This is a genomic window from Salmonella sp. SAL04196 (assembly GCF_046550835.1).
Taxonomy (GTDB): domain Bacteria; phylum Pseudomonadota; class Gammaproteobacteria; order Enterobacterales; family Enterobacteriaceae; genus Salmonella; species Salmonella enterica.
The window spans coordinates 1,528,558-1,550,588 of record NZ_JBGDXE010000001.1 but is presented as its reverse complement, the minus strand read 5'-3'; the positions used below and the strand labels follow the sequence as shown (position 1 = coordinate 1,550,588).

Here is a 22,031-nt window from a genome sequence, read left to right as displayed (position 1 = left end):
GCGTAGCGCCATCAGGCAGTCCGAATTGCCAGAAAAGCAAAAAGCTCGCCGAAGCGAGCTTTTTAAAGGTGGCTGGGGTACGAGGATTCGAACCTCGGAATGCCGGAATCAGAATCCGGTGCCTTACCGCTTGGCGATACCCCAATTGTCGTACTTCTTGCGCTCATTAGCAGAGCGTCTTTAAAACTGGCTGGGGTACGAGGATTCGAACCTCGGAATGCCGGAATCAGAATCCGGTGCCTTACCGCTTGGCGATACCCCAACAAATTATTTTCGAACCGGTCGAATACCTCGACGCGTTCTGAATATGGTGGCTACGACGGGATTCGAACCTGTGACCCCATCATTATGAGTGATGTGCTCTAACCAACTGAGCTACGTAGCCAGATGATTTCTTCGATGGCTGGGGTACCTGGATTCGAACCAGGGAATGCCGGTATCAAAAACCGGTGCCTTACCGCTTGGCGATACCCCAATACCGTCGCGGTGAACCGCAAACTCGAAGAAATATGGCTGGGGTACCTGGATTCGAACCAGGGAATGCCGGTATCAAAAACCGGTGCCTTACCGCTTGGCGATACCCCATCCGTACAACGCTTATCGGTGAATGGTGCGGGAGGCGAGACTTGAACTCGCACACCTTGCGGCGCCAGAACCTAAATCTGGTGCGTCTACCAATTTCGCCACTCCCGCAAAAAAGATGGTGGCTACGACGGGATTCGAACCTGTGACCCCATCATTATGAGTGATGTGCTCTAACCAACTGAGCTACGTAGCCATCTTTTTTCGCGTTACCTTATCGGCGTTGCGGGGCGCATTATGCGTATTGAGCCTTGAAGCGTCAACCTCTTTTTCATCGAAAAACGTCGGAAAGTGTCTGTTTGGTTAGGTTGCGAACAGCGTGGCGCAATATTCGGCAATTATTGGTTATTAATCGTTTTTCCGAAAGTGGTTTGCTATAAAAAAAGAGCCCCTAAGGGCTCTTTCGTCATCGTTAATTTACTGGTACGCCGACTGATGCACGCCGACCGCGCGGCCTGATGGGTCATCCATCGTTTTGAATGCTTCATCCCACTCAATGGCTTTGGCGGAAGAACAGGCGACGGACGGGCCGCCGGGTACGCATTCCGCCGCGCTTGGCACCGGGAACAGCTCTTCAAAAATTTCCCGGTACAAGTACGCTTCTTTAGACGACGGCGTGTTGTATGGAAAGCGGAAGCGGGCGGTTTCCAGTTGTTGATCGGAAATCTGTTTTGCCGCCACTTCTTTCAGCGTATCAATCCAGCTATAGCCTACGCCGTCAGAGAACTGCTCTTTCTGGCGCCACGCCACGCTTGCCGGAAGATAGGATTCGAAGCACTCGCGCAGTACATGTTTTTCCATTTTACCGTTGCCGCACATTTTGTCCTGCGGGTTGATGCGCATTGCCACGTCGAGGAATTTTTTATCCAGGAACGGTACGCGTGCTTCCACGCCCCAGGCGGACATTGCTTTGTTGGCACGGGCGCAGTCATACATATGCAGAGCCTGCAGTTTACGTACGGTCTCTTCGTGCAGTTCTTTGGCGTTCGGCGCTTTATGGAAGTACAGGTAGCCGCCAAATACTTCATCAGAGCCTTCGCCAGACAGCACCATTTTGATGCCCATCGCTTTGATTTTACGCGACATCAGGTACATCGGCGTGGAGGCGCGGATGGTGGTCACATCATAGGTTTCGATGTGGTAGATAACATCACGAATGGCATCAAGGCCTTCCTGCACGGTGAAGTGAATTTCATGGTGCACGGTGCCGAGGTGGTTAGCTACTTCCTGCGCGGCTTTCAGGTCAGGTGAACCTTCCAGACCGACGGCGAAAGAGTGCAACTGCGGCCACCAGGCTTCAGAGCGTTCCTGATCTTCGACGCGACGGGCGGCGAATTTTTTGGTGATCGCTGAGATAACTGAAGAGTCCAGACCGCCGGACAGCAGCACGCCGTAAGGAACGTCGGACATCAGGTGGCTTTTCACGGATTCTTCCAGCGCCTGACGAAGCTCATTTTTGTCGGTGACGTTGTCTTTTACCGCATCGTAATCGAACCAGTCGCGCTGATAGTACTGACGAATTTCGCCGTCTTTGCTCCACAGGTAGCTGCCCGCCGGGAACTCTTTAATGGTGCGGCAGACCGGGGTCAGCGCTTTCATTTCTGACGCTACGTAGAAGTTGCCGAATTCGTCATAGCCCATGTAGAGCGGAATAATACCGATATGGTCACGACCAATCAGATAAGCGTCTTTTTCGCTGTCATACAGGGCGAAGGCGAACATCCCCTGTAAATCGTCAAGGAAATCCGGCCCTTTTTCCTGATATAGCGCGAGGATAACTTCGCAGTCGGAGCCTGTCTGGAACGCGTAACGATCGCCATACTCCGCGCGTAACGTCTGATGGTTATAAATTTCACCGTTCACCGCCAGTACGTGGGTTTTTCTGGCGTTATACAGGGGCTGGGCGCCGGCGTTAACATCAACAATCGACAAGCGTTCATGTGCGAGAATCGCGTTATCGCAAGCGTAGATGCCGGACCAGTCCGGGCCGCGATGGCGCATCAGGCGTGACAGTTCAAGGGCTTTTTTACGCAGTTCCGCTGCATCTGTTTTGATATCGAATACGCCGAAAATAGAACACATAGCCTTCTCCGTTAATCTGTTGCGTCGTACTTTTTGTGTTTGCTTGACTAAAAAATGCCGCAAAGGCGTGGAAGGCGCAAGGGGATTACGGTCTGAAAAATGAAAAATGCAATCGTCATTGTTGATTAGTGAAAAATGATTACGTATTGCGTGGATTTATTGATGGATCTTCAGTTTTATCGTGGTTTAATTGAATTATGTTTTTCCTGATGGCGTTTCGCTTATCAGACCTACAATGTTGTTCGAACCGTAGGCCTGAAAGCGGCGCGTCATCAGGCAGGGGACAGGTTTAGATAACGTCGATCTCAGCGACGGAAGGGTAAATCCAGCTTGGGCGGAACGGCATACTGTCAATATCATTGATTGTTGATACGCCTGAAAGCACCAGAATGGTCTCCAGACCGGCCTGGAATCCCGCCAGAATGTCGGTGCGCAGGTTGTCGCCGACGATAACGGTCTCTTCCGAGTGCGCCTGCATTTTGTTTAACGCCGCGCGGATGATCCACGGGCTGGGTTTGCCGACATAAAACGGCTTCCGGCCGGAAATTTTTTCAATGCCTGCGCACAGCGCGCCGCAGGCCGGATAAAAGCCGCGACCGTGGGTATCCGGGTTGGTGGCGATAAAGCGCGCGCCGTTGGCGACGAAAAATGCCGCTTTATGCATCATGTCCCAGTTGTAGGAGCGGGTCTCTCCAACGATGACAAAATCAGGGTTCACATCGGTAATGGTAAAACCCGCTTTATAGAGCTCGTGAATAAGCGCGCCTTCACCTACGACATACGCTTTCTTACCTTCCTGACGGCGCAGAAAATCGGCTGTCGCCATTGCTGAAGTATAAAACACGCTGTCCGGCACGTTAACGCCAGCGGTAGCAAAACGGTTCGCCAGATCCTGGCCGGTTTGCGACGGGTAATTGGTCAGCAGCACCAGCGGCAGACCTTTTTCCAGAATCCCCGTCAGAAATTCCGCCGCACCGGGTACGGCTACGTTGTCGTGCATCAGCACGCCGTCGATATCGCAGATTACATTCTTGATGGTCATGAACTACCCAGGGAATTTGTGAATAATCCGATACTATAAGAGCGCATCAACTTTCCAGCAAACGTTGCAGCAATGTTCCGTTGAGCATGGCGCGTTTAACTAAGGCAAATGCGCCGATAGCAGAACGGTGATCCAGCGTGGAGCGTACCACCGGCAAATTTTTGCGAAATGCCTTTAACGCCTGCGTATTGATACAGCTTTCGATAGCGGGCAACAGGACTTTATCGGCTTCAATGATCTCGCCGGCAATGACGATTTTTTGCGGATTAAACAGGTTGATAGCAATGGCGATCGTTTTGCCCAAATGGCGACCAACATGCTCAATGACTTCCGAGGCCAGGCTGTCGCCCCGGTTTGCCGCCTTACAAATGGTTTTAATCGTGCAGTCGTCAAGCGGAACACGGCTTTGATACCCTTGTTTAAGCAAATTCAGCACCCGTTGTTCAATTGCCACATTGGCGGCAATGGTTTCCAGACAGCCGAAATTACCGCAGTGGCAGCGCTCGCCCAACGGCTCCACCTGAATGTGCCCAATTTCGCCGACGTTGCCGTTACGGCCAATGAAGATGCGCCCGTTGGAGATAATCCCGGCGCCTGTACCACGATGGACGCGCACCAGAATCGAGTCCTCGCAATCCTGACTGGCGCCGAAGTAGTGTTCCGCCAGCGCCAGGCTACGAATATCGTGTCCCACGAAACAGGTAACGTGAAACCGTTTTTCCAGCGCTTCGACCAGTCCCCAGTTTTCAACCTGAATGTGCGGCATGTAACGAATCACGCCGCTTTCCGGATCGACAAGCCCTGGCAGGATCACCGAGATAGCGATCAATTCACGAATTTTACGCTGACAGCTATCAATAAAGACGGCGATGGTGTTGAGCAGCGCGTGTTCCAGCGTCTCCTGGGTGCGCTCCGGCAGCGGATAATGCTCCTCAGAGACCAATTTACTGCTCAGATCGTAGAGCGTTAAAGTGGTGTCATGACGACCCAGGCGAACGCCAATGGCATGGAAGTTACGGGTTTCCGTGACGATAGAGATAGCGCGGCGGCCTCCGGTAGAGGCCTGCTGATCGACTTCTTTGATCAGCCCGCGTTCAATGAGTTGACGCGTAATTTTCGTTACGCTGGCGGGAGCAAGCTGGCTTTGCTCGGCAATTTGTATGCGCGAGATAGGACCATGCTGGTCAATCAGGCGGTAAACGGCCGCGCTGTTAAGCTGTTTTACGAGATCAACGTTACCTATCTGAGCTTGTCCGCCTGGTGTCATATTCTCACTTACTCAAGTCAACGACCTCGTCACCATTAACGATGGTCTTGATAATTTTAAAATCGTGGGTGAACGCGGTCAGGTTGGCGACTTTACCCGGCGCAATGCTACCGAGATGTTTATCAACGCCGATAGCGCGTGCCGGATAGAGCGTTGCCATGCGCAGCACTTCATCCAGCGCGATGCCGCAATGCGCGACCAGGTTACGTACGCCTTCAATCATGGTTAAGGACGAACCGCTCAACGTACCGTTTTCATCCACACACAGTCCATTGCGGTAGTATATTGTTTTACCTGCGAAAATGAACTGCTCAATATTGGCCCCCGCCGGTGCGGTGGCGTCTGTCACCAGACAAAGTTTGTCGCCTTTCAGGCGTTTGGCATTGCGAATGTTGGCGTAGTCGACATGCAGACCATCGGCGATAACGCCGCAATAAATATCCGCTTCGTCCAGAACAGCGCCAGCAAGGCCCGGCTCACGCCCTGTAATGTACGGCATCGCGTTAAACAGGTGAGTCGCAAAGGTAATCCCGGCGCGGAAGCCCGCTTTTGCCTCTTTTAACGTCGCGTTGGAGTGGCCTGCGGAAACCACAATGCCCGCATTCGCCAGTTTAGCGATTACGTCAGCAGGCACCATTTCCGGCGCGAGTGTAACTTTGGTGATGACGTCGGCATTATCGCACAAGAAATCGACCAGCGCAGCGTCTGGTTTACGCACGAAATCAGGATTATGGGTGCCTTTTTTTACCAGATTAAGCCAGGGGCCTTCCAGGTGGAGACCCAGGGCCTGGTGCGGATGTTTTTCCAGGTATTCGCGCATGACGCGAATACCCTGTTTCATCAATTCGTCGCTGGTAGTGATAAGCGTTGGCAGAAAGTTAGTACAGCCCGATTTTTCATTGGCTTTCTGCATAATTTCCAGCGTTTCAACGCTGACGGCTTCTGCGGTATCGTTAAACTGCACGCCGCCGCAGCCGTTTAACTGCACATCAATAAAACCGGGGGAGAGAATGGCCCCATTCAATGAGCGTTGTTCTATTCCCGGCGGCAGTTCGGCCATCGGACAAACGCGGTCAATCAGGCCATTAGCGACAACAAGCGCATGGTCATCAAGAATTTCGTGACCGGTAAAGATCCGGCCCTGGGTTAAAGCATACATTCTGACCCCCGATATCAAAAATTTACCGCCCCGCATTGACTGGCGGGGCGGAGACAACATTACAGACCTTTAATATTTTCTGCTTCTAATTCATTGAAATATTTCAATGTTTTAACTTTAAGTTCCATTGTGGACGGCTCATCGCATACCACAACCGCTTTCGGATGGAGTTGCAGGCAGCTAATAGTCCACATGTGGTTGACGTTGCCTTCAACCGCCGCCTGCAGCGCCTGGGCTTTCTGATGGCCCAGCACCAGAATCATCACTTCTTCCGCATCCAGCAGCGTGCCCACGCCTACCGTCAGCGCGTATTTCGGCACCTGGTTTACGTCGCCGTCAAAGAAGCGGGAGTTCGCTACGCGAGTATCATGGGTTAACGTTTTGATACGGGTACGGGAAGCCAGGGAAGACGCCGGTTCGTTAAAGGCGATGTGACCGTCGTTGCCGACGCCGCCCATAAACAGATGGATTTTACCGTAAGAACGAATTTTTTCTTCATATTGACGGCATTCTGCATCGATATCCGGTGCGTTACCGTTGAGAAGATTGATGTTTTCTGCTGGAATATCAACGTGATCGAAAAAGTTACGATGCATAAAGCTGTGGTAGCTTTCCGGGTGCTCTTTCGGCAGGCCAACATATTCGTCCATATTAAAGGTGACCACATGCTTAAAGCTGACCTCGCCCGCTTTGTGCATCTCAACCAGCGCTTTGTACGCCGTTAGCGGCGTGCCGCCGGTAGGCAGTCCAAGGACAAACGGACGATCGGCGGTCGGTTTGAACGCATTAATACGGTTAACGATATGGCGAGCGGCCCATTTGCCAACCTGTTCTGCGGTACTCAGGGGGATCAGTCTCATTCTTCACCTCAATAATCAATGTCAAAATTTGGCGGATCGTATTAAGCGTAACCTGGATATCCAGGGTTCGTGTTCAATCCGTCCTGATTTTTTGAATCATAAAATAAGTTTTCCGTGTTAGCCAGTGGATGGTGGGGGTGATTACGATATTTAGTGATTATAATCACAAAAAACACCCGTTTAATTTGCGAGGCGAATTAATTTTCCACACACTCTGTAGAAGATGATCTCACCGTTCGATTACAGAACATCACGTTTTTAACGTTTGCAGCACAATAAAAAACGGCTTCAAAGAAGCCATATCGGCGTCTCGTAGGGGGAATAAGATGAATATTTTAGGTTTTTTCCAGCGGCTGGGTAGGGCGTTGCAGCTCCCTATCGCCGTGTTGCCGGTGGCAGCGTTGTTGCTGCGATTCGGCCAACCAGATTTGCTGAATATGCCGTTTATCGCGCAAGCGGGCGGGTCTATTTTCGATAACCTGGCGCTGGTCTTCGCTATCGGCGTGGCATCCAGTTGGTCTAAAGATAGCGCGGGCGCGGCAGCGCTGGCGGGAGCCGTGGGTTACTTCGTCATGACCAAAGCGATGGTGACGATTAACCCGGAAATCAACATGGGCGTGCTGGCGGGGATTATTACCGGTCTGGTCGGCGGCGCGGTTTATAATCGCTGGTCTGGTATCAAACTGCCTGATTTTCTCAGTTTCTTCGGTGGAAAACGTTTTGTGCCGATAGCAACGGGCTTTTTCTGTCTGGTGCTGGCCGCTATTTTCGGTTACGTCTGGCCGCCGGTACAGCATGGCATCCATGCGGGCGGTGAATGGATCGTTTCCGCAGGCGCGCTGGGTTCCGGTATCTTTGGCTTCATCAACCGTCTGCTGATCCCAACCGGTCTGCATCAGGTACTGAACACCATCGCCTGGTTCCAGATTGGCGAATTCACCAATGCCGCAGGCACTGTATTCCACGGCGACATCAACCGCTTCTATGCTGGCGACGGCACGGCGGGGATGTTTATGTCCGGCTTCTTCCCGATCATGATGTTTGGTCTGCCGGGCGCTGCTCTGGCGATGTATTTCGCCGCGCCGAAAGAACGTCGTCCGATGGTGGGCGGTATGTTGCTGTCTGTCGCGATCACCGCGTTTTTGACCGGCGTAACCGAGCCGCTGGAATTCCTGTTTATGTTCCTGGCGCCGCTGCTGTACCTCCTGCACGCCATTTTGACTGGTATCAGCCTGTTCGTCGCGACGCTGCTGGGTATCCATGCAGGCTTCTCTTTCTCGGCAGGCGCGATCGACTATGTTCTGATGTATAACCTGCCAGCGGCCAGCAATAACGTCTGGATGTTGCTGGTGATGGGCGTTGTATTCTTTATCATCTACTTCCTGCTGTTCAGCGCGGTTATTCGTATGTTTAACCTGAAAACGCCGGGCCGCGAAGATAAAGTTGATGAGATGGTAACGGAAGAAGCCAACAGCAACACCGAAGAAGGGTTAACGCAACTGGCGACCAGCTATATTGCTGCGGTTGGCGGTACGGACAACCTGAAAGCGATCGATGCGTGTATTACCCGTCTGCGCCTGACCGTGAATGACTCTGCTCGTGTCAACGATGCGGCCTGCAAACGCCTCGGCGCTTCCGGCGTGGTGAAACTGAACAAACAGACCATTCAGGTTATTGTCGGCGCGAAAGCGGAATCGATTGGCGATGAAATGAAGAAAGTGGTGGCGCGGGGGCCGGTCGCGGCAGCGTCTGCTGATGCGGCTCACGTTGCAACACCTGCTCCGGCGGCCAAACCCCAGGCGGTGCCGAATGCGGTGACTATCGCTGAACTGGTCTCTCCGATTACCGGTGAGGTAGTGACGCTGGATCAGGTACCGGATGAAGCTTTCGCCAGCAAAGCGGTCGGCGACGGCGTAGCAGTGAAACCCACCGATAAAACCGTGGTTTCTCCGGCCGCGGGTACTATCGTGAAAATCTTCAACACTAACCACGCGTTCTGTCTGGAAACCGAAAAAGGCGCGGAGATCGTTGTCCATATGGGTATCGATACCGTCGCTCTGAACGGTCAGGGCTTCAAGCGTCTGGTAGAAGAGGGGGCGGAAGTCACGGCGGGTCAGCCGGTTCTGGAACTGGATCTGGACTTCCTGAATGCCAATGCGCGTTCCATGATAAGCCCGGTTGTTTGTAGCAACAGCGATGACTTCAGCGCTCTGGTCATCAAAGCGGATGGTCACGTGGTAGCGGGTCAAACGCCACTGTACGAGATCAAGAGCAAATAATCGCTTCCTGGCCGGATAAGGCGTAAGACGTCATCCGGCGATATCACAGAAAACATAAGCGGCAGAGGGGAACCTTCGCCGCTTTTTTTTACCGCAATTAGCCCCAATATTTTCTGCAAAGCCACTTTTTAAGTAACTAAAGGTTGTCAGTCTGTCCGGCTTATAAGATCATATGCCGTTATACGTTGTTTACGCTTTGAGGAATCCACGATGAGTGAGGCTGAAGCCCGCCCGACTAACTTTATTCGTCAGATTATTGATGAAGATCTGGCGAGTGGTAAACATACCACTGTCCATACCCGTTTTCCGCCGGAGCCGAATGGCTATCTGCACATCGGCCACGCGAAATCTATCTGCCTGAACTTTGGCATCGCGCAAGATTATCAGGGCCAGTGCAACCTGCGTTTCGATGACACCAACCCGGTAAAAGAAGATATCGAGTACGTTGATTCGATTAAAAACGACGTCGAGTGGTTAGGCTTTCACTGGTCTGGCGATATTCGCTACTCCTCCGATTACTTTGACCAACTGCACGCCTATGCGGTCGAGCTGATCAATAAAGGCCTGGCCTACGTTGATGAGCTGACGCCGGAGCAGATCCGCGAATACCGCGGTACGCTGACCGCGCCGGGTAAAAACAGCCCGTTCCGCGATCGCAGCGTCGAAGAGAACCTCGCGCTATTTGAAAAAATGCGTACCGGCGGTTTTGAAGAGGGTAAAGCCTGTCTGCGCGCTAAAATCGACATGGCGTCGCCGTTTATCGTGATGCGCGATCCGGTGCTGTATCGCATTAAATTCGCCGAGCATCATCAGACCGGCAACAAGTGGTGCATCTACCCGATGTACGACTTTACTCACTGCATCAGCGATGCGCTGGAAGGTATTACTCATTCTCTGTGTACGCTGGAGTTCCAGGACAACCGTCGTCTGTACGACTGGGTACTGGACAACATCACCATTCCGGTTCACCCGCGCCAGTACGAATTCTCGCGGCTGAATCTGGAATACACCGTGATGTCCAAGCGTAAGCTGAACCTGCTGGTGACCGATAAACACGTCGAAGGTTGGGACGATCCGCGTATGCCGACTATTTCCGGTCTGCGCCGTCGCGGCTATACCGCGGCTTCTATTCGTGAGTTCTGCAAACGCATCGGCGTCACCAAGCAGGACAACACCATTGAGATGGCGTCGCTGGAATCCTGCATTCGCGAAGATCTGAACGAAAACGCGCCGCGCGCGATGGCGGTAATCGATCCGGTAAAACTGGTTATCGAAAACTACCCGCAGGGTGAGAGCGAAATGGTTACCATGCCTAACCATCCGAATAAACCGGAGATGGGCAGCCGTGAAGTGCCGTTTAGCAGTGAGATCTGGATCGATCGCGCAGATTTCCGCGAAGAAGCGAACAAGCAGTACAAGCGTCTGGTGATGGGCAAAGAAGTGCGTCTGCGTAATGCCTACGTCATTAAAGCGGAGCGCGTAGAGAAGGATGCCGAAGGGAATATCACCACCATCTTCTGTACCTATGATGCCGATACGCTGAGTAAAGATCCGGCTGACGGGCGTAAAGTGAAAGGCGTAATCCACTGGGTTAGCGCAGCACATGCGCTGCCGATTGAAATTCGTCTCTACGACCGTCTGTTCAGCGTGCCGAACCCGGGCGCCGCGGAGGACTTCCTGTCCGTTATCAACCCCGAATCATTAGTGATTAAGCAGGGGTATGGCGAGCCGTCGCTGAAAGCGGCGGTAGCAGGGAAAGCTTTCCAGTTTGAACGTGAAGGCTACTTCTGCCTCGACAGCCGCTATGCAACGGCCGATAAGCTGGTCTTTAACCGCACCGTGGGCCTGCGTGATACCTGGGCGAAAGCGGGCGAATAAGCACTGCGCCAACAGGCGAATGCTGTAAAAATACCTTGTCAACGCCGCGTTTTGCGGCGTTTTTTCTCTGCATTTCCAAGAGCCTATCCCATTAGGGCTATTTTACTTGCCATTTTGGACTTGGGCAGTGCTCGCCAAAACGCGTTAGCGTTTTGAACGCCGCTAGCGGCGGCCCGAAGGGCGAGCGTAGCGAGTCAAACCTCACGTACTACGTGTACGCTCCGGTTTTTGCGCGCTGTCCGTGTCCAAACTGGCTGCGCCAATAACGCCTGGTGGGATAGGCTCTAAGTCGATTCTCTTTTTTGCGAGGCGAATTAATTATTCTCTGAAAATTATTGATCTGATAAATGATTATTAATCTAAATGTTATAAGCGTCAGGTCAACAGGAGACAATTATTTTCATGCCTATGGAAAACAAGTCAATTTTCTTTCTGGCGGTCTGCTTCCCCCACCAGCAGTCGAATGTAACAGAAAGCAATTAAATATGTGCGGTTGCTCATATTATTACATACTGGTTACAGAAAGAGATTGATAGTTCGCATCGCGAAAAATAGTCTATTTAACGTAGTAAATGAGGTTTCTCAGCGCTACTTTTTATTTTTATTTTTTCGCTGTTCGCTTTTGTCGGCAGCAATTTATACGTCAAAGAGGATTAACTTATGCGTACGTTTAGTGGCAAACGTAGTACGCTGGCTCTGGCTATCGCCGGTATCACAGCAATGTCGGGGTGGATCGTTGTTCCGCAGGCGCAAGCCTCCGGCTTTTTCGACGACTCCACGTTAACGGGAGGCATCTATTATTGGCAGCGTGAACGCGATCGCAAAGATGTGACCGACGGCGACAAATATAAAACTAACCTTTCTCATGCGACCTGGAACGCTAACCTGGATTTTCAGTCTGGTTACGCTGCGGATATGTTCGGTCTGGATATCGCGGCGTTTACCGCGATTGAAATGGCAGAAAACGGCGACAGCGGTCATCCAAACGAAATTGCCTTCTCGAAAAAGAATAAAGGCTACGACGAAGACTATTCCGGCGATAAGAGCGGTATCAGTCTTTATAAAGCCGCAGCGAAATTTAAATATGGCCCGGTCTGGGCGCGCGCCGGTTATATTCAGCCTACCGGTCAGACGCTGTTAGCGCCGCACTGGAGTTTTATGCCGGGTACTTATCAGGGTGCGGAAGCCGGCGCCAGTTTTGACTATGGCGATGCGGGCGCGTTAAGTTTTTCCTACATGTGGACTAACGAATATAAAGCGCCGTGGCATACCGAAATGGATAAGTTTTATCAGGCGGATAAAAAAACCAATGTGGATTATCTCCACTCCATCGGCGCGAAGTACGACTTCAAAAATGATCTGGTGCTGGAAGCGGCGTTTGGTCAGTCCGAAGGCTATGTCGATCAATATTTCGCGAAGGCCAGCTATAAATTTGATTTAGGCGGCAATCCGTTCACCACCAGTTACCAGTTCTACGGCGCGCGCGACAAAGTAGACGATCGCAGCGTGAATGATATTTACGACGGTACGGCCTGGCTGCAGGCGTTGACCTTCGGCTACAAAGTCGCGGAAGTGGTTGACCTGCGTCTGGAAGGCACCTGGGTGAAAGCGGACGGTCAGCAGGGCTATTTTCTGCAACGTATGACGCCAACCTACGCCTCTTCAAACGGTCGTCTGGATATCTGGTGGGATAACCGCTCCGACTTTAACGCTAACGGTGAAAAGGCGGTTTTCTTCGGCGCGATGTATGACCTGAAAAACTGGAATCTGCCGGGCTGGGCTGTGGGCGCGTCTTACGTTTACGCCTGGGATGCCAAACCGGCAACCTGGCAAAGTAACCCGGATGCTTACTACGACAAAAACCGCACTATCGAAGAGTCCTCATACAGTCTGGATGCGGTTTATACCCTGCAGGAGGGGCGTGCCAAAGGCACCATGTTCAAGCTGCACTTCACCGAATATGACAACCACTCCAATATTCCAAGCTGGGGCGGTGGTTACGGCAACATCTTCCAGGATGAGCGTGACGTGAAATTTATTGTTATTGCGCCATTCACTATTTTCTGATGTCAGATGCGGCAGGCTGCCGGTCTGCCGCGCTGTTGAGGAACGACCTATGAAAAAAATTTTACTCATCGCCAGCATGACCGCCGGTTTGACGGCCTGTGCGTCATCACCCGCGCCGGAAGAAGATAGCCGGCTGAAAGAGGCGTACAGCGCCTGTATCAATACCGCACAGGGCTCGCCTGAGAAGATAGAGGCCTGCCAAAGCGTACTGAATGTCCTTAAAAAAGAGCGCAAACATCAGCAATTTGCTAACGAAGAAAGTGTGCGGGTACTGGACTATCAGCAGTGCATTCAGGCGACGCGCACGGGTAACGATCAGGCGGTCAAGGCTGACTGCGATAAGGTCTGGCAGGAAATTCGCAGTCATAATAACGTGCAATAAAACCATGCCTTGCCACCCACGGGCGAATGTTTTCCGCCCGTGGTTTTTTCAGGCTTTATTTTCTGCCGCGATATAGCCGCGACTCAGACGTACAAACAGCATCGCCGTCGCGGCAAGTCCACATAACGCCGCGCACATCAGCCACCAGCCGGGCGAGCTTTTATCGCCGGTTAACTTTACCAGCGCGGTAGAGATGGCCGGCGTCAGGCCGCCAAAAATCGCTGTCGCCAGGCTAAAGGCCAGTGAGAAACCAACGGTACGCACATAGACTGGCATCACTTCGGTTAACGCCGCGACCATTGCGCCGTTATACATGCCAAAAAAGAAAGAGAACCACAGCAGTACCAGCGTCATGCGGGTAAAGTCGGGCGCGGCGGTCAGCCACTGCATGACTGGCCAGGTGGTGATTAGCGCCAGCAACGTAATGCCCATTAACACGGCGCGACGGCCAATCCGGTCGGAAATCGCGCCGCCAATGGGTAACCAGATAAAATTGGACACCCCCACCAACATGGTAACGATCAAACTGTCCCGCGCGCTGAGATTAAGCACGGTTCTGCCATAGGTCGGCGTATAAACGGTGATAAAATAAAACGTTGTGGTGGTCATCGCCACCAGCAGCGTTCCGGCCGTAATAATGCGCCAGTTTTTGGCGATAGTTGCAAAAATTTCCCTGGTGTCGGGGCGATGCTTGCGTTGTAAAAACGCTTCTGTTTCTTGTAATGAACGACGTAAAACAAAAATCAGCGGAATGATCATACAGCCGATAAAGAACGGAATTCGCCAGCCCCACTCCGATATCGCGTCGTGTCCCAGCGTGATATTCAGGCTATAACCAATCAACGCGGCAACAACGATCGCGACCTGCTGACTGGCGGATTGCCAACTGGTATAAAACCCTTTATTGCCTGGCGTTGCGATTTCGGACAGATAGACCGAGACGCCGCCTAACTCAACGCCCGCAGAAAATCCTTGTAATAACCGGCCTAACAGCACCAACGCAGGCGCTGCCAGGCCGATCGTTTGGTAGCCGGGGACGAGGGCGATGAGCAACGTACCGCAGCCCATAATCGCCAGCGTCACCATCAGCCCTTTACGACGTCCGATTCTGTCAATATAGGCGCCAAGCACAATCGCGCCGACGGGGCGCATTAAAAAACCGGAGCCAAAGACGGCAAAGGTCAACATTAATGAGGCAAATTCGCTTTCCGCCGGAAAAAACGTTTTGGCGATATAGGTGGCGTAAAATCCGAACAAGAAAAAATCAAACTGTTCAAGAAAATTGCCGCTTGTCACGCGCAGTATTGCGCCGAACGTGCCGGCGCGCGATGTTGCAGGTGTGTGTTGTGCCATAGGGTTTGCTCTCCACTGTCTTTATTGTTTTATGGGTAAGATGTTTGCGGGTCAGTTGCCTGTATCCCCCGCATGTTTTCCGCGTCGCTTCTCAACTGCCCATTTGAGTAAGGCCGCGCAGCGGAAAAATCCGTGGGCGAATTTTCCGTAGGGAAGGGTGAGAAAGAGCGCCATCACCACGCCTAAATGGAGCGCCAGCAGTATGCCCATTCCGCTGGTGTCTCTGCCTGCCAGCAGCGCCAGCCCGGTAAGACTGGTTAAGAACAGCAGCAGAATAAAGCTGCGATCCATGGGTTTCTGGCGCGCATCGCCATGTAACGGCGACCGCCGCAGATTGAGCCACAGTAGCCCGGCCGGGCCGATAAGCAGACCGATACCGCCCAGCGTGCCGAGCATGACCGGCAGGCTAAAAAACGGGTAGGGCGCTTCCCAACCGGCGACATAGTGATAGCCCGTCGCCACGACCGTGGCGGCAAAACAGAGCATAAAACCGTAGAAGGTAAAGTGATGAAAGCGACGGCGCAGCAGCGTGAACGCATCGTCCGCTTCGTTACAACCTTTGCCGTGACCGCCGTCGAGATATTTCAGCGTTAACGCATTGTGCGACGCTTCCGCAATCTCCGCCGAACGCGGTACGCCCGGCGAGATCTCACGCCAGAAGCGAATTACGCCCGCCATAAGCAAACCGATTGCCAGCACAAAAACTGAGCCAAACATCCATGCCAGCAGGCTATGCGGAAAAATTTGATAGAAGTCACCGGCCAGCGGTGGATGAATCAGCGACCCTTTCAGCGCCATCGCCAGTAATAAAAAGAGCGTCAGACCGACTATCAGCGCCAGCGCGACGGTGATCCCCGCCCGGCGGTATAACGCGCCAAAAGCGGCGGGCTGGGCATACTGTTGATACGTCTCCAGGCGGGCTTGCGCCATCGCTTTCGGCACGTTAATGGCAAATTCATGGGGTGGCGCGTACTGGCACGCGTGCAGGCAGGCACCGCAGTTATGACATAAATTCGCCAGATAATGAATATCGGCTTTACCGAATTCGAGCCGCTGGGTCATCGCCGGAAATACCGCGCAAAAACCTTCGCAGTAGCGACATGCGTTACACACTTGCATGACGCGTTCGACCTCGGCTTCCGGTTCGGTAAGCACGGTGGCCTCAATGATTAATTTTTCAAGCTGTTTCATGCTGCGCCTCCTTGTGCGCCGCGCGGGCGGCTTCTATTCCCGCAATGCGGCCAAAGGTTGTGCCGATAGACATGCCTACGCCTGCGGTATACCCCTTGCCCAGAACATTTCCTGCCATCATCTCGCCGGCAACAAACAGGTTGCGGCTTGGATGACCGGCAAAATGCACCGCGGCACGTTCGTTAACTTTCAGGCCCAGGTAGGTAAACGTGATGCCGGGTCGCAGCGCATAACCGTAGTAGGGCGGCGCATCAAGCGGGCGCGCCCAGTGGGTTTTCGCCGGCGTCAGGTTTTTGGTGGCGCAGTCATCAAGCAAGGTATGATCAAAATGACCGGGTTGGCAGGCCTGGTTATACTGCGTGACGGTATGGGTAAATTTTTCCGCGTCCAGCCCCAACTGGCAGGCCAGTTCTGCCAGCGTATTGGCCTGCGCGCCAGGAAAAACCGGCGGCATAAAGTGGCCGATGGCTTTGCTGTCAATAATCGAATAGCCAATTTGTCCTGGCTGTTGAGCCACCAGCCGCCCCCAAATGGCGTAACGCTTCGGCCAGAAATCTTCGCCTTCATCATAAAAACGTTCGGCGTCGCGATTCACGACAATACCCAGCGATACGCAATCCACGCGAGTACAAATACCGCCGTCGTACAGCGGCGCCCTGGCATCAATCGCTACGCAGTGCGACTGGGACGGATCGCCAATGATATCCGCGCCGGCATCCATCATAAATTTGAGTAATACGCCCTGGTTAAAACGCGTGCCGCGAATCAGAAAGTTATCCGCGGGCCATTCGCCGCGGGCGTTTTCTCCCCAGGCTTCCCGCAGCCATTCACGGTTTGATTCGAAACCGCCAGCCGCTAATACGCAGGCTTTGGCGGTAATACGTTCGCTACCTGCCAGCGCAGCTACGAATTCGCCGTCATGAAGTTCAAGCGCGTGAACCGGCGTGTTATAGCGAATCTGTACGCCCAGCCGTTCGGCGCTACGGTAATAGGCATTGACGAGCGCTTTCCCGCCGCCCATAAAAAACGCATTGGTGCGCGCAACGTGGAGCGCCCCAGATAGCGGCGGTTGAAAGTTAACGCCATGTTTGCGCATCCAGTCGCGGCATTGCGAAGAGGTGCGAATGACCAGCCGCGCCAGCGCCTCGTTGGTGTTGCCGTCGGTGACTCGCCACAGATCCTGCCAGAATTCCTCTTCAGGATAGCTTTCTACCAGCACATCCTGCGGCGCATCATGCATACAGCGCAGGTTTCGTGTGTGCTGAGAATTTCCGCCGCGCCATTCCCGCGGGGCAGCCTCCAGCAGCAGAACCGATGCGCCCGCTTCCCGTGCGGTCAGGGCGGCGCATAATGCGGCATTGCCTCCGCCTATCACCAGTACATCAACCATCTTATACTCCCGTACCATTTAACTATTTGTTAAATTTGTAATTGAAATGTATACGGATAAATAAGCGGCGCGCTATCAGGTAGCGCTAAACAGGGGTTTAGTAAGCGTAAAGGGTTGCGCCTGGCCATTCACCGGCGTCGACTAACTGACGCATAACTTTGGTAAGGACTACTCTGGCGGCAAGGCCGGCGGGCGTCAGTTCATCATCCGACAGGCTGACTAAAAAATTGGGGCGGCTGAGTACCGGATTATGGACGCCGATCACGCGTAGCGCGTCGTTATCCAGATGAGAAATCGCCGCGCCGGGCTGCAACGTGGCGCCAAGACCGTCGCGCACGGCGCGCATCAACAACGCCAGGCCGTCAATTTCCGCGACGATTTCAACGTTAAGCGCATGTTCCTGGCAGACAGCGTCCAGCCTGCCGCGCAGCCCGTGTCCCTGGCTTGGCATAATGAGCGGAATGCCTGCCAGTTGTTCAGGTGTGATCGGGTTATCAGGAAGCGCCGCCAGCAGGGCATGGGAGCCAATCAGAAAAAGCTGTTCTTCAAGGATCGGTCTGGCGCTCCAGCGCAGGATTTTATCTTTTTGAAAGACAACGGCTAAATCAATCTGGCGGGTATTGATCATTCTTTCCAGATTACCGGACAAGCTTTCCACCACATGCAGTCGGACATCGGCATAGTTTTCCTGCATGGCATGGATAAACGGTATACCCAGTATGGAGGCGGTACTGGGGGCCATTCCTACGCTCACATGACCGGAAAGGCGCGCTTCTCTGGCGGCGAGAATCGCATCGTCGGCATGACGCAGGGCGAGTTGCGCCTGCGAATAAAAGGCCAGCCCGGCGTTGGTTGGCGTTACGCCGCGCGAGGTGCGCTGCAGCAGACGGATAGCAAGCTCGTTTTCCAGACGGGACATCTGTTGACTTAATGCTGAAACGCCAATATCAAGATCCTGTGCGGCGCTACCCATACTGCCGGTTTCAATAATACGCACGAAATAGCGTAACTGGCGAAGCTCCATTCCTGCTCTCCTGAGATGCGATAGCGTTTTTTACATTAAATCAACATCAAGCAGCAGGAAAGAGGAGGATATAAAAAAGCCAACCGGGCGGTTGGCTCTTCGAAAGATTTACACTTATTTAGTCGCGTCATCGTGCGCGTGCTCGTCTTCGCGGCAGTCGCCTTCAGCGCAGTGGCCGTAAAGATAGAGGCTGTGATTAGTTAAACGAATACCGTGTTTCGCCGCAATTTCACGCTGGCGCGCTTCAATAGAGTCATCACTAAATTCAATCACTTTTCCGCAGTCAAGGCAGATAAGATGGTCGTGATGATGCTGTTGCGTCAGTTCAAAAACGGATTTACCGCCTTCAAAATTATGGCGGGTCACGATACCGGCATCGTCAAACTGGTTCAGCACACGGTATACGGTTGCCAGACCGATTTCTTCACCCATGTCGATCAGGCGTTTGTATAAATCTTCCGCACTGACGTGATGGTTATCTGGTTCCTGAAGAACTTCCAGAATTTTTAAACGAGGAAGCGTTACTTTCAGGCCAGCCTTCTTTAATGCGGTATTGTTGTCAGTCATGCGGAATCTGTCCTGTTGCTAAACGATTCACTTCATTAGAGAAGTGACAGAAATTGCACTCAAGATAATGCGTATCATTATAGGACTGCCATGCCGAAATGAAAACCGCAAGTCTCTCGCAGATGTTAATAAAACTGTGGTTTTGCCTGCAAATTCTGGCGCCACCTGATTACACCCGGACATTGTACAGGGATGGGTGCGAAAGTTACAAATTTGTAGCAATTATTTTGATTGGTCTTGTCTATTGATGCGGCGCAGATATAACGCTGCGCCGCATAAGATTAGGCGTTGAGGATGTCGTCGAGGTGCAATTCAGCCGAAACTTGCTTAACCCATTTTTCAACACGCTCGGCGGTCAGTTCAGGCTGACGGTCTTCGTCAATCGCCAGACCGACAAAATGATCGTCGTCAGCCAGACCTTTAGAGGCTTCAAAATGATAGCCTGCGGTTGGCCAGTGACCCACAATCGTGGCGCCGCGCGGCTCAATAATGTCGCGAATCGTGCCCAGCGCATCACAGAAGTATTCCGCGTAGTCTTCCTGATCGCCACAGCCAAACAGCGCCACCAGCTTACCGTTAAAGTCAATCTCTTCGAGAGTCGGGAAGAAGTCATCCCAGTCACATTGCGCTTCGCCATAGTACCAGGTTGGGATGCCCAGCAGCAGAATGTCATACCCTTCCAGGTCTTCTTTACTGCTTTTTGCAATGTCATGCACATCGGCAACGTCTTTACCAAGCTGTTTTTGAATCATTTTTGCGATATTTTCGGTATTACCGGTGTCGCTGCCGAAAAAGATGCCAGTGATTGCCATGAGTAAAATAACCTCTTGAAACTTATTGAAATGGTGGTGGCGAATTGCCCACGGATAAGGGCAATCATAGCAGAACAGGCAGATATGCGGAAACAGCAATCACGCGGGACTGCACGCTCTGCTACACGAAATATGAAACAAAACTTATTTTCAGACTAAACCCTGGCCGCGCAGCGCCATAAGCTGCTTCATTAATATTTCTTCAATGAGCTCGCTGCGGCTAATGTTGCGCGCTTCGGCCAGCTCATTCAGCGCGTCAACCGCTTGTGCGTTGAGTTTTAATTCGACACGCTTGAGGCCACGAACTTTGTCGCGTTTTAACTGGTTGCGCTTGTTGATGCGTAACTGTTCATCGCGCGAAAGCGGATTCGTTTTAGGTCGTCCCGGGCGACGCTCGTGCGCGAACAGATCTAATGTCGTACGGTCCGTTTGTTCTTTGGCCATGATTTTGGTGACTTCGGGGGAAACAATCAGCCAGGCTTATGCCCGGATGGATAGCGCGCCATCATACATCAGCGAGGAAGCGACGCCAACGCCCGCGCGCGTAATCGCGCACAGGCGATGAGTTTTTAATCAGTTAGCGTTTATCGTGCAGATAACGGCGGATGGCGCGCAGAACCGCCTCTGGTTTTTCGGCATGTACCCAGTGGCCCGCGCCGGCGATCACATGCGCGCGCGCCAAAGGGAATTGCGCCAGCAGCGCGTCGCGGTACGCTTCGGTCACGTAGGGCGAGTTACCGCCTGGAATAAACAGCGCCGGATGTTCCCAGGGCGGAATGGTTTCCCAGCCGACGATATGCGGATACTGCTCCCATAATACCGGAACATTAAAACGCCATTCGCCTTCAGCCCAGGATTTTAACAGAAACTGGATCACGCCTTCTTCGTTGAGGTGCTGGCGCATAATCCCTGCCGCCTGTTGGCGGGATGTCGCATCGGATTCGCTGACGGCGTTAATGGCCGCGAAAATGCGATCGTGGCGGCGAACGTGATAATCCACGGGGGCGATATCAATCGCGACCAGACGATCGATGCGATCGGGCGCCAGCGCCGTCAGCGCCATTACCGCTTTTCCGCCCATGGAATGACCAATAAACGTCGCTTTTTCAATCTGCTGCGCGTCAAGCGTATCCAGAAGATCCTGGGCCATTGCCGGATAATCCATGACCGGATCGCGCGGCGATAAACCATGATTGCGCATATCGACCTGAATAATGTCGTGATCGGTCACCAGATCGCGCGCCAGTACGCCGAGGTTGTCCAGGCTGCCAAACAGGCCATGAACGAGAACGATGGGGGAATTATTGTGCAGGTTTTGTGCAGATTGCGCTCGGATGTTTAATTTCATGGCAAAGTTCTTTTTTTCGCTCTGTCGGGTTAGGGTATTATGTTGACCATTCTGCCACTGGGCTGCAACCTCTAAGGTTTACTCCGAGTTTTTTTGTCAGCCGGGCTTAACGCTATCCGCTGTTGGGATTTGTTCCTATAATCCCAATGACTTGTATTCAGCAAAGACATCGCACTGGATTAAGATGAAAACGATTGAAGTTGATGATGAACTCTATAGCTATATTGCCAGCCACACCAAGCATATCGGCGAGAGCGCATCCGACATTTTACGGCGTATGTTGAAGTTTTCCGCCACGACACAGCCAACGGCTTCAGCGGTGAAGGGGACGCCTGCGGCGCAACCCGTTGCCGAAGCGAAACCGGTTAACCCGGTAAAAGACAAAGTTCGCGCGATGCGTGAGCTGTTGTTGTCTGACGAATATGCCGAGCAGAAAAAAGCGGTCAACCGCTTTATGCTGATTCTGACTACACTCTATTCACTGGATCACCACGCGTTTGCGGAGGCGACGGAGTCGTTGCATGGCCGCACGCGCGTCTATTTTGCGGCGGATGAACAAACGCTGCTGAAAAATGGGAATCAAACTAAACCTAAGCACGTTCCCGGCACGCCGTACTGGGTGATCACCAACACCAACACCGGCCGTAAATGCAGCATGATCGAACACATCATGCAGTCAATGCAATTCCCGGCGGAATTGATTGAAAAGGTTTGCGGAACAATTTAATCCTTGCATTAGAAGGACCAG

At 52.7% G+C, this 22,031-nt stretch carries 18 protein-coding genes, 7 tRNA genes and 1 pseudogene; 5 read left to right on the top strand and 21 right to left on the bottom strand.

Annotated features, from left to right (window positions below):
* Positions 1-69: 69 nt before the first annotated feature.
* The 12 genes from ACLJPE_RS07855 to nagB form a co-directional block, all read right to left on the bottom strand.
* Positions 70-144 (bottom strand) — tRNA-Gln (locus ACLJPE_RS07855).
* A 43-nt stretch (positions 145-187) separates the two neighbouring features.
* Positions 188-262 (bottom strand) — tRNA-Gln (locus ACLJPE_RS07850).
* A 46-nt stretch (positions 263-308) separates the two neighbouring features.
* Positions 309-385: transfer RNA gene (locus tag ACLJPE_RS07845), tRNA-Met, on the bottom strand.
* A gap of 15 nt (positions 386-400) precedes the next feature.
* Positions 401-475 (bottom strand) — tRNA-Gln (locus ACLJPE_RS07840).
* A gap of 35 nt (positions 476-510) precedes the next feature.
* A tRNA-Gln gene (locus ACLJPE_RS07835) sits at positions 511-585 on the bottom strand.
* Between the two features lie 23 nt (positions 586-608).
* Positions 609-693, bottom strand: a tRNA-Leu gene (locus tag ACLJPE_RS07830).
* Positions 694-701: 8 nt separating this feature from the next.
* Positions 702-778, bottom strand: a tRNA-Met gene (locus tag ACLJPE_RS07825).
* 221 nt (positions 779-999) lie between these two features.
* On the bottom strand, positions 1,000-2,664 hold the full coding sequence (gene asnB / locus ACLJPE_RS07820; protein ID WP_001728312.1) for an asparagine synthase B: 1,665 nt from the start codon (positions 2,662-2,664) through the stop codon (positions 1,000-1,002).
* A gap of 289 nt (positions 2,665-2,953) precedes the next feature.
* Positions 2,954-3,706, bottom strand: a complete 753-nt coding sequence (gene nagD, locus ACLJPE_RS07815; protein WP_000153143.1) for a ribonucleotide monophosphatase NagD — start codon at positions 3,704-3,706, stop codon at positions 2,954-2,956.
* Positions 3,707-3,752: 46 nt separating this feature from the next.
* Entirely contained in the window at positions 3,753-4,973 is a 1,221-nt protein-coding gene (locus tag ACLJPE_RS07810) for an N-acetylglucosamine repressor (protein ID WP_023137385.1), read from the bottom strand.
* Positions 4,974-4,977: 4 nt separating this feature from the next.
* Positions 4,978-6,132, bottom strand: a complete 1,155-nt coding sequence (nagA, locus tag ACLJPE_RS07805; RefSeq protein ID WP_000271186.1) for an N-acetylglucosamine-6-phosphate deacetylase — start codon at positions 6,130-6,132, stop codon at positions 4,978-4,980.
* Between the two features lie 59 nt (positions 6,133-6,191).
* Positions 6,192-6,992 (bottom strand): glucosamine-6-phosphate deaminase, encoded by an 801-nt coding sequence (gene nagB / locus ACLJPE_RS07800; protein WP_001237059.1) that lies wholly within the window; start codon positions 6,990-6,992, stop codon positions 6,192-6,194.
* A 326-nt stretch (positions 6,993-7,318) separates the two neighbouring features.
* Between nagB and nagE the strand changes: the two genes are divergently transcribed.
* From nagE to chiQ, 4 genes are all read left to right on the top strand, one after another.
* Complete coding sequence (gene nagE / locus ACLJPE_RS07795) at positions 7,319-9,271, top strand: PTS N-acetyl glucosamine transporter subunit IIABC (protein WP_023207669.1); 1,953 nt, start codon at positions 7,319-7,321, stop codon at positions 9,269-9,271.
* Between the two features lie 210 nt (positions 9,272-9,481).
* Positions 9,482-11,149 carry a glutamine--tRNA ligase gene (gene glnS / locus ACLJPE_RS07790; protein ID WP_023207670.1) on the top strand — a complete coding sequence of 556 codons (1,668 nt, stop codon included), beginning with the start codon at positions 9,482-9,484 and terminating at the stop codon, positions 11,147-11,149.
* A gap of 660 nt (positions 11,150-11,809) precedes the next feature.
* Positions 11,810-13,216 carry a chitoporin ChiP gene (gene chiP, locus ACLJPE_RS07785; protein ID WP_001258803.1) on the top strand — a complete coding sequence of 469 codons (1,407 nt, stop codon included), beginning with the start codon at positions 11,810-11,812 and terminating at the stop codon, positions 13,214-13,216.
* 49 nt (positions 13,217-13,265) lie between these two features.
* Entirely contained in the window at positions 13,266-13,598 is a 333-nt protein-coding gene (gene chiQ, locus ACLJPE_RS07780) for a ChiQ/YbfN family lipoprotein (RefSeq protein ID WP_000722260.1), read from the top strand.
* Between the two features lie 48 nt (positions 13,599-13,646).
* On the opposite strand, the gene tcuC is transcribed toward chiQ, so the two are convergent.
* The 9 genes and pseudogenes from tcuC to ybfF all read right to left on the bottom strand — a co-directional run bounded on the left by tcuC (position 13,647) and on the right by ybfF (position 21,283).
* Positions 13,647-14,951: a tricarballylate/proton symporter TcuC gene (gene tcuC / locus ACLJPE_RS07775; RefSeq protein ID WP_000057011.1), complete on the bottom strand. Its 1,305-nt coding sequence runs from the start codon at positions 14,949-14,951 to the stop codon at positions 13,647-13,649.
* Between the two features lie 51 nt (positions 14,952-15,002).
* Positions 15,003-16,142, bottom strand: a complete 1,140-nt coding sequence (gene tcuB, locus ACLJPE_RS07770) for a tricarballylate utilization protein TcuB (RefSeq protein WP_000811137.1) — start codon at positions 16,140-16,142, stop codon at positions 15,003-15,005.
* A complete protein-coding gene (gene tcuA, locus ACLJPE_RS07765; RefSeq protein WP_000228705.1) occupies positions 16,129-17,532 on the bottom strand; it encodes an FAD-dependent tricarballylate dehydrogenase TcuA in 1,404 nt (467 codons plus the stop codon). The genes tcuB and tcuA overlap by 14 nt, the downstream gene beginning before the upstream one ends.
* A gap of 97 nt (positions 17,533-17,629) precedes the next feature.
* A complete protein-coding gene (gene tcuR, locus ACLJPE_RS07760) occupies positions 17,630-18,556 on the bottom strand; it encodes a tricarballylate utilization LysR family transcriptional regulator TcuR (protein ID WP_000423371.1) in 927 nt (308 codons plus the stop codon).
* A 114-nt stretch (positions 18,557-18,670) separates the two neighbouring features.
* Positions 18,671-19,123, bottom strand: a complete 453-nt coding sequence (gene fur / locus ACLJPE_RS07755; RefSeq protein ID WP_000131699.1) for a ferric iron uptake transcriptional regulator — start codon at positions 19,121-19,123, stop codon at positions 18,671-18,673.
* A pseudogene (locus ACLJPE_RS07750) lies at positions 19,116-19,201 on the bottom strand (ryhB-regulated fur leader peptide). The gene fur and the pseudogene ACLJPE_RS07750 overlap by 8 nt, the downstream one beginning before the upstream one ends.
* 203 nt (positions 19,202-19,404) lie before the next feature.
* Entirely contained in the window at positions 19,405-19,935 is a 531-nt protein-coding gene (gene fldA, locus ACLJPE_RS07745) for a flavodoxin FldA (RefSeq protein WP_001018621.1), read from the bottom strand.
* Between the two features lie 150 nt (positions 19,936-20,085).
* Positions 20,086-20,379 (bottom strand): LexA regulated protein, encoded by a 294-nt coding sequence (gene ybfE, locus ACLJPE_RS07740; protein WP_001040939.1) that lies wholly within the window; start codon positions 20,377-20,379, stop codon positions 20,086-20,088.
* A gap of 133 nt (positions 20,380-20,512) precedes the next feature.
* Positions 20,513-21,283, bottom strand: coding sequence for an esterase (gene ybfF / locus ACLJPE_RS07735; protein WP_000773245.1), 771 nt, complete (start codon positions 21,281-21,283; stop codon positions 20,513-20,515).
* Positions 21,284-21,467: 184 nt separating this feature from the next.
* On the opposite strand from ybfF, the gene seqA reads away from it, so the two are divergent.
* Entirely contained in the window at positions 21,468-22,010 is a 543-nt protein-coding gene (gene seqA, locus ACLJPE_RS07730; RefSeq protein ID WP_000848395.1) for a replication initiation negative regulator SeqA, read from the top strand.
* Positions 22,011-22,031: the final 21 nt, after the last annotated feature.

Excerpts from the sequence above, each read along its gene's own strand:
- nagA (WP_000271186.1), bottom strand. The coding sequence starts at position 6,132 with ATGTATGCTTTAACCCAGGGCCGGATCTTTACCGGTCACGAAATTCTT.
- chiP (WP_001258803.1), top strand. The coding sequence starts at position 11,810 with ATGCGTACGTTTAGTGGCAAACGTAGTACGCTGGCTCTGGCTATCGCC.
- ybfE (WP_001040939.1), bottom strand. The coding sequence starts at position 20,379 with ATGGCCAAAGAACAAACGGACCGTACGACATTAGATCTGTTCGCGCAC.
- asnB (WP_001728312.1), bottom strand. The coding sequence starts at position 2,664 with ATGTGTTCTATTTTCGGCGTATTCGATATCAAAACAGATGCAGCGGAA.
- fldA (WP_001018621.1), bottom strand. The coding sequence starts at position 19,935 with ATGGCAATCACTGGCATCTTTTTCGGCAGCGACACCGGTAATACCGAA.
- nagB (WP_001237059.1), bottom strand. The coding sequence starts at position 6,992 with ATGAGACTGATCCCCCTGAGTACCGCAGAACAGGTTGGCAAATGGGCC.
- fur (WP_000131699.1), bottom strand. The coding sequence starts at position 19,123 with ATGACTGACAACAATACCGCATTAAAGAAGGCTGGCCTGAAAGTAACG.
- tcuA (WP_000228705.1), bottom strand. The coding sequence starts at position 17,532 with ATGGTTGATGTACTGGTGATAGGCGGAGGCAATGCCGCATTATGCGCC.
- seqA (WP_000848395.1), top strand. The coding sequence starts at position 21,468 with ATGAAAACGATTGAAGTTGATGATGAACTCTATAGCTATATTGCCAGC.
- nagD (WP_000153143.1), bottom strand. The coding sequence starts at position 3,706 with ATGACCATCAAGAATGTAATCTGCGATATCGACGGCGTGCTGATGCAC.
- chiQ (WP_000722260.1), top strand. The coding sequence starts at position 13,266 with ATGAAAAAAATTTTACTCATCGCCAGCATGACCGCCGGTTTGACGGCC.
- glnS (WP_023207670.1), top strand. The coding sequence starts at position 9,482 with ATGAGTGAGGCTGAAGCCCGCCCGACTAACTTTATTCGTCAGATTATT.
- ybfF (WP_000773245.1), bottom strand. The coding sequence starts at position 21,283 with ATGAAATTAAACATCCGAGCGCAATCTGCACAAAACCTGCACAATAAT.
- nagE (WP_023207669.1), top strand. The coding sequence starts at position 7,319 with ATGAATATTTTAGGTTTTTTCCAGCGGCTGGGTAGGGCGTTGCAGCTC.
- ACLJPE_RS07810 (WP_023137385.1), bottom strand. The coding sequence starts at position 4,973 with ATGACACCAGGCGGACAAGCTCAGATAGGTAACGTTGATCTCGTAAAA.
- tcuB (WP_000811137.1), bottom strand. The coding sequence starts at position 16,142 with ATGAAACAGCTTGAAAAATTAATCATTGAGGCCACCGTGCTTACCGAA.
- tcuR (WP_000423371.1), bottom strand. The coding sequence starts at position 18,556 with ATGGAGCTTCGCCAGTTACGCTATTTCGTGCGTATTATTGAAACCGGC.
- tcuC (WP_000057011.1), bottom strand. The coding sequence starts at position 14,951 with ATGGCACAACACACACCTGCAACATCGCGCGCCGGCACGTTCGGCGCA.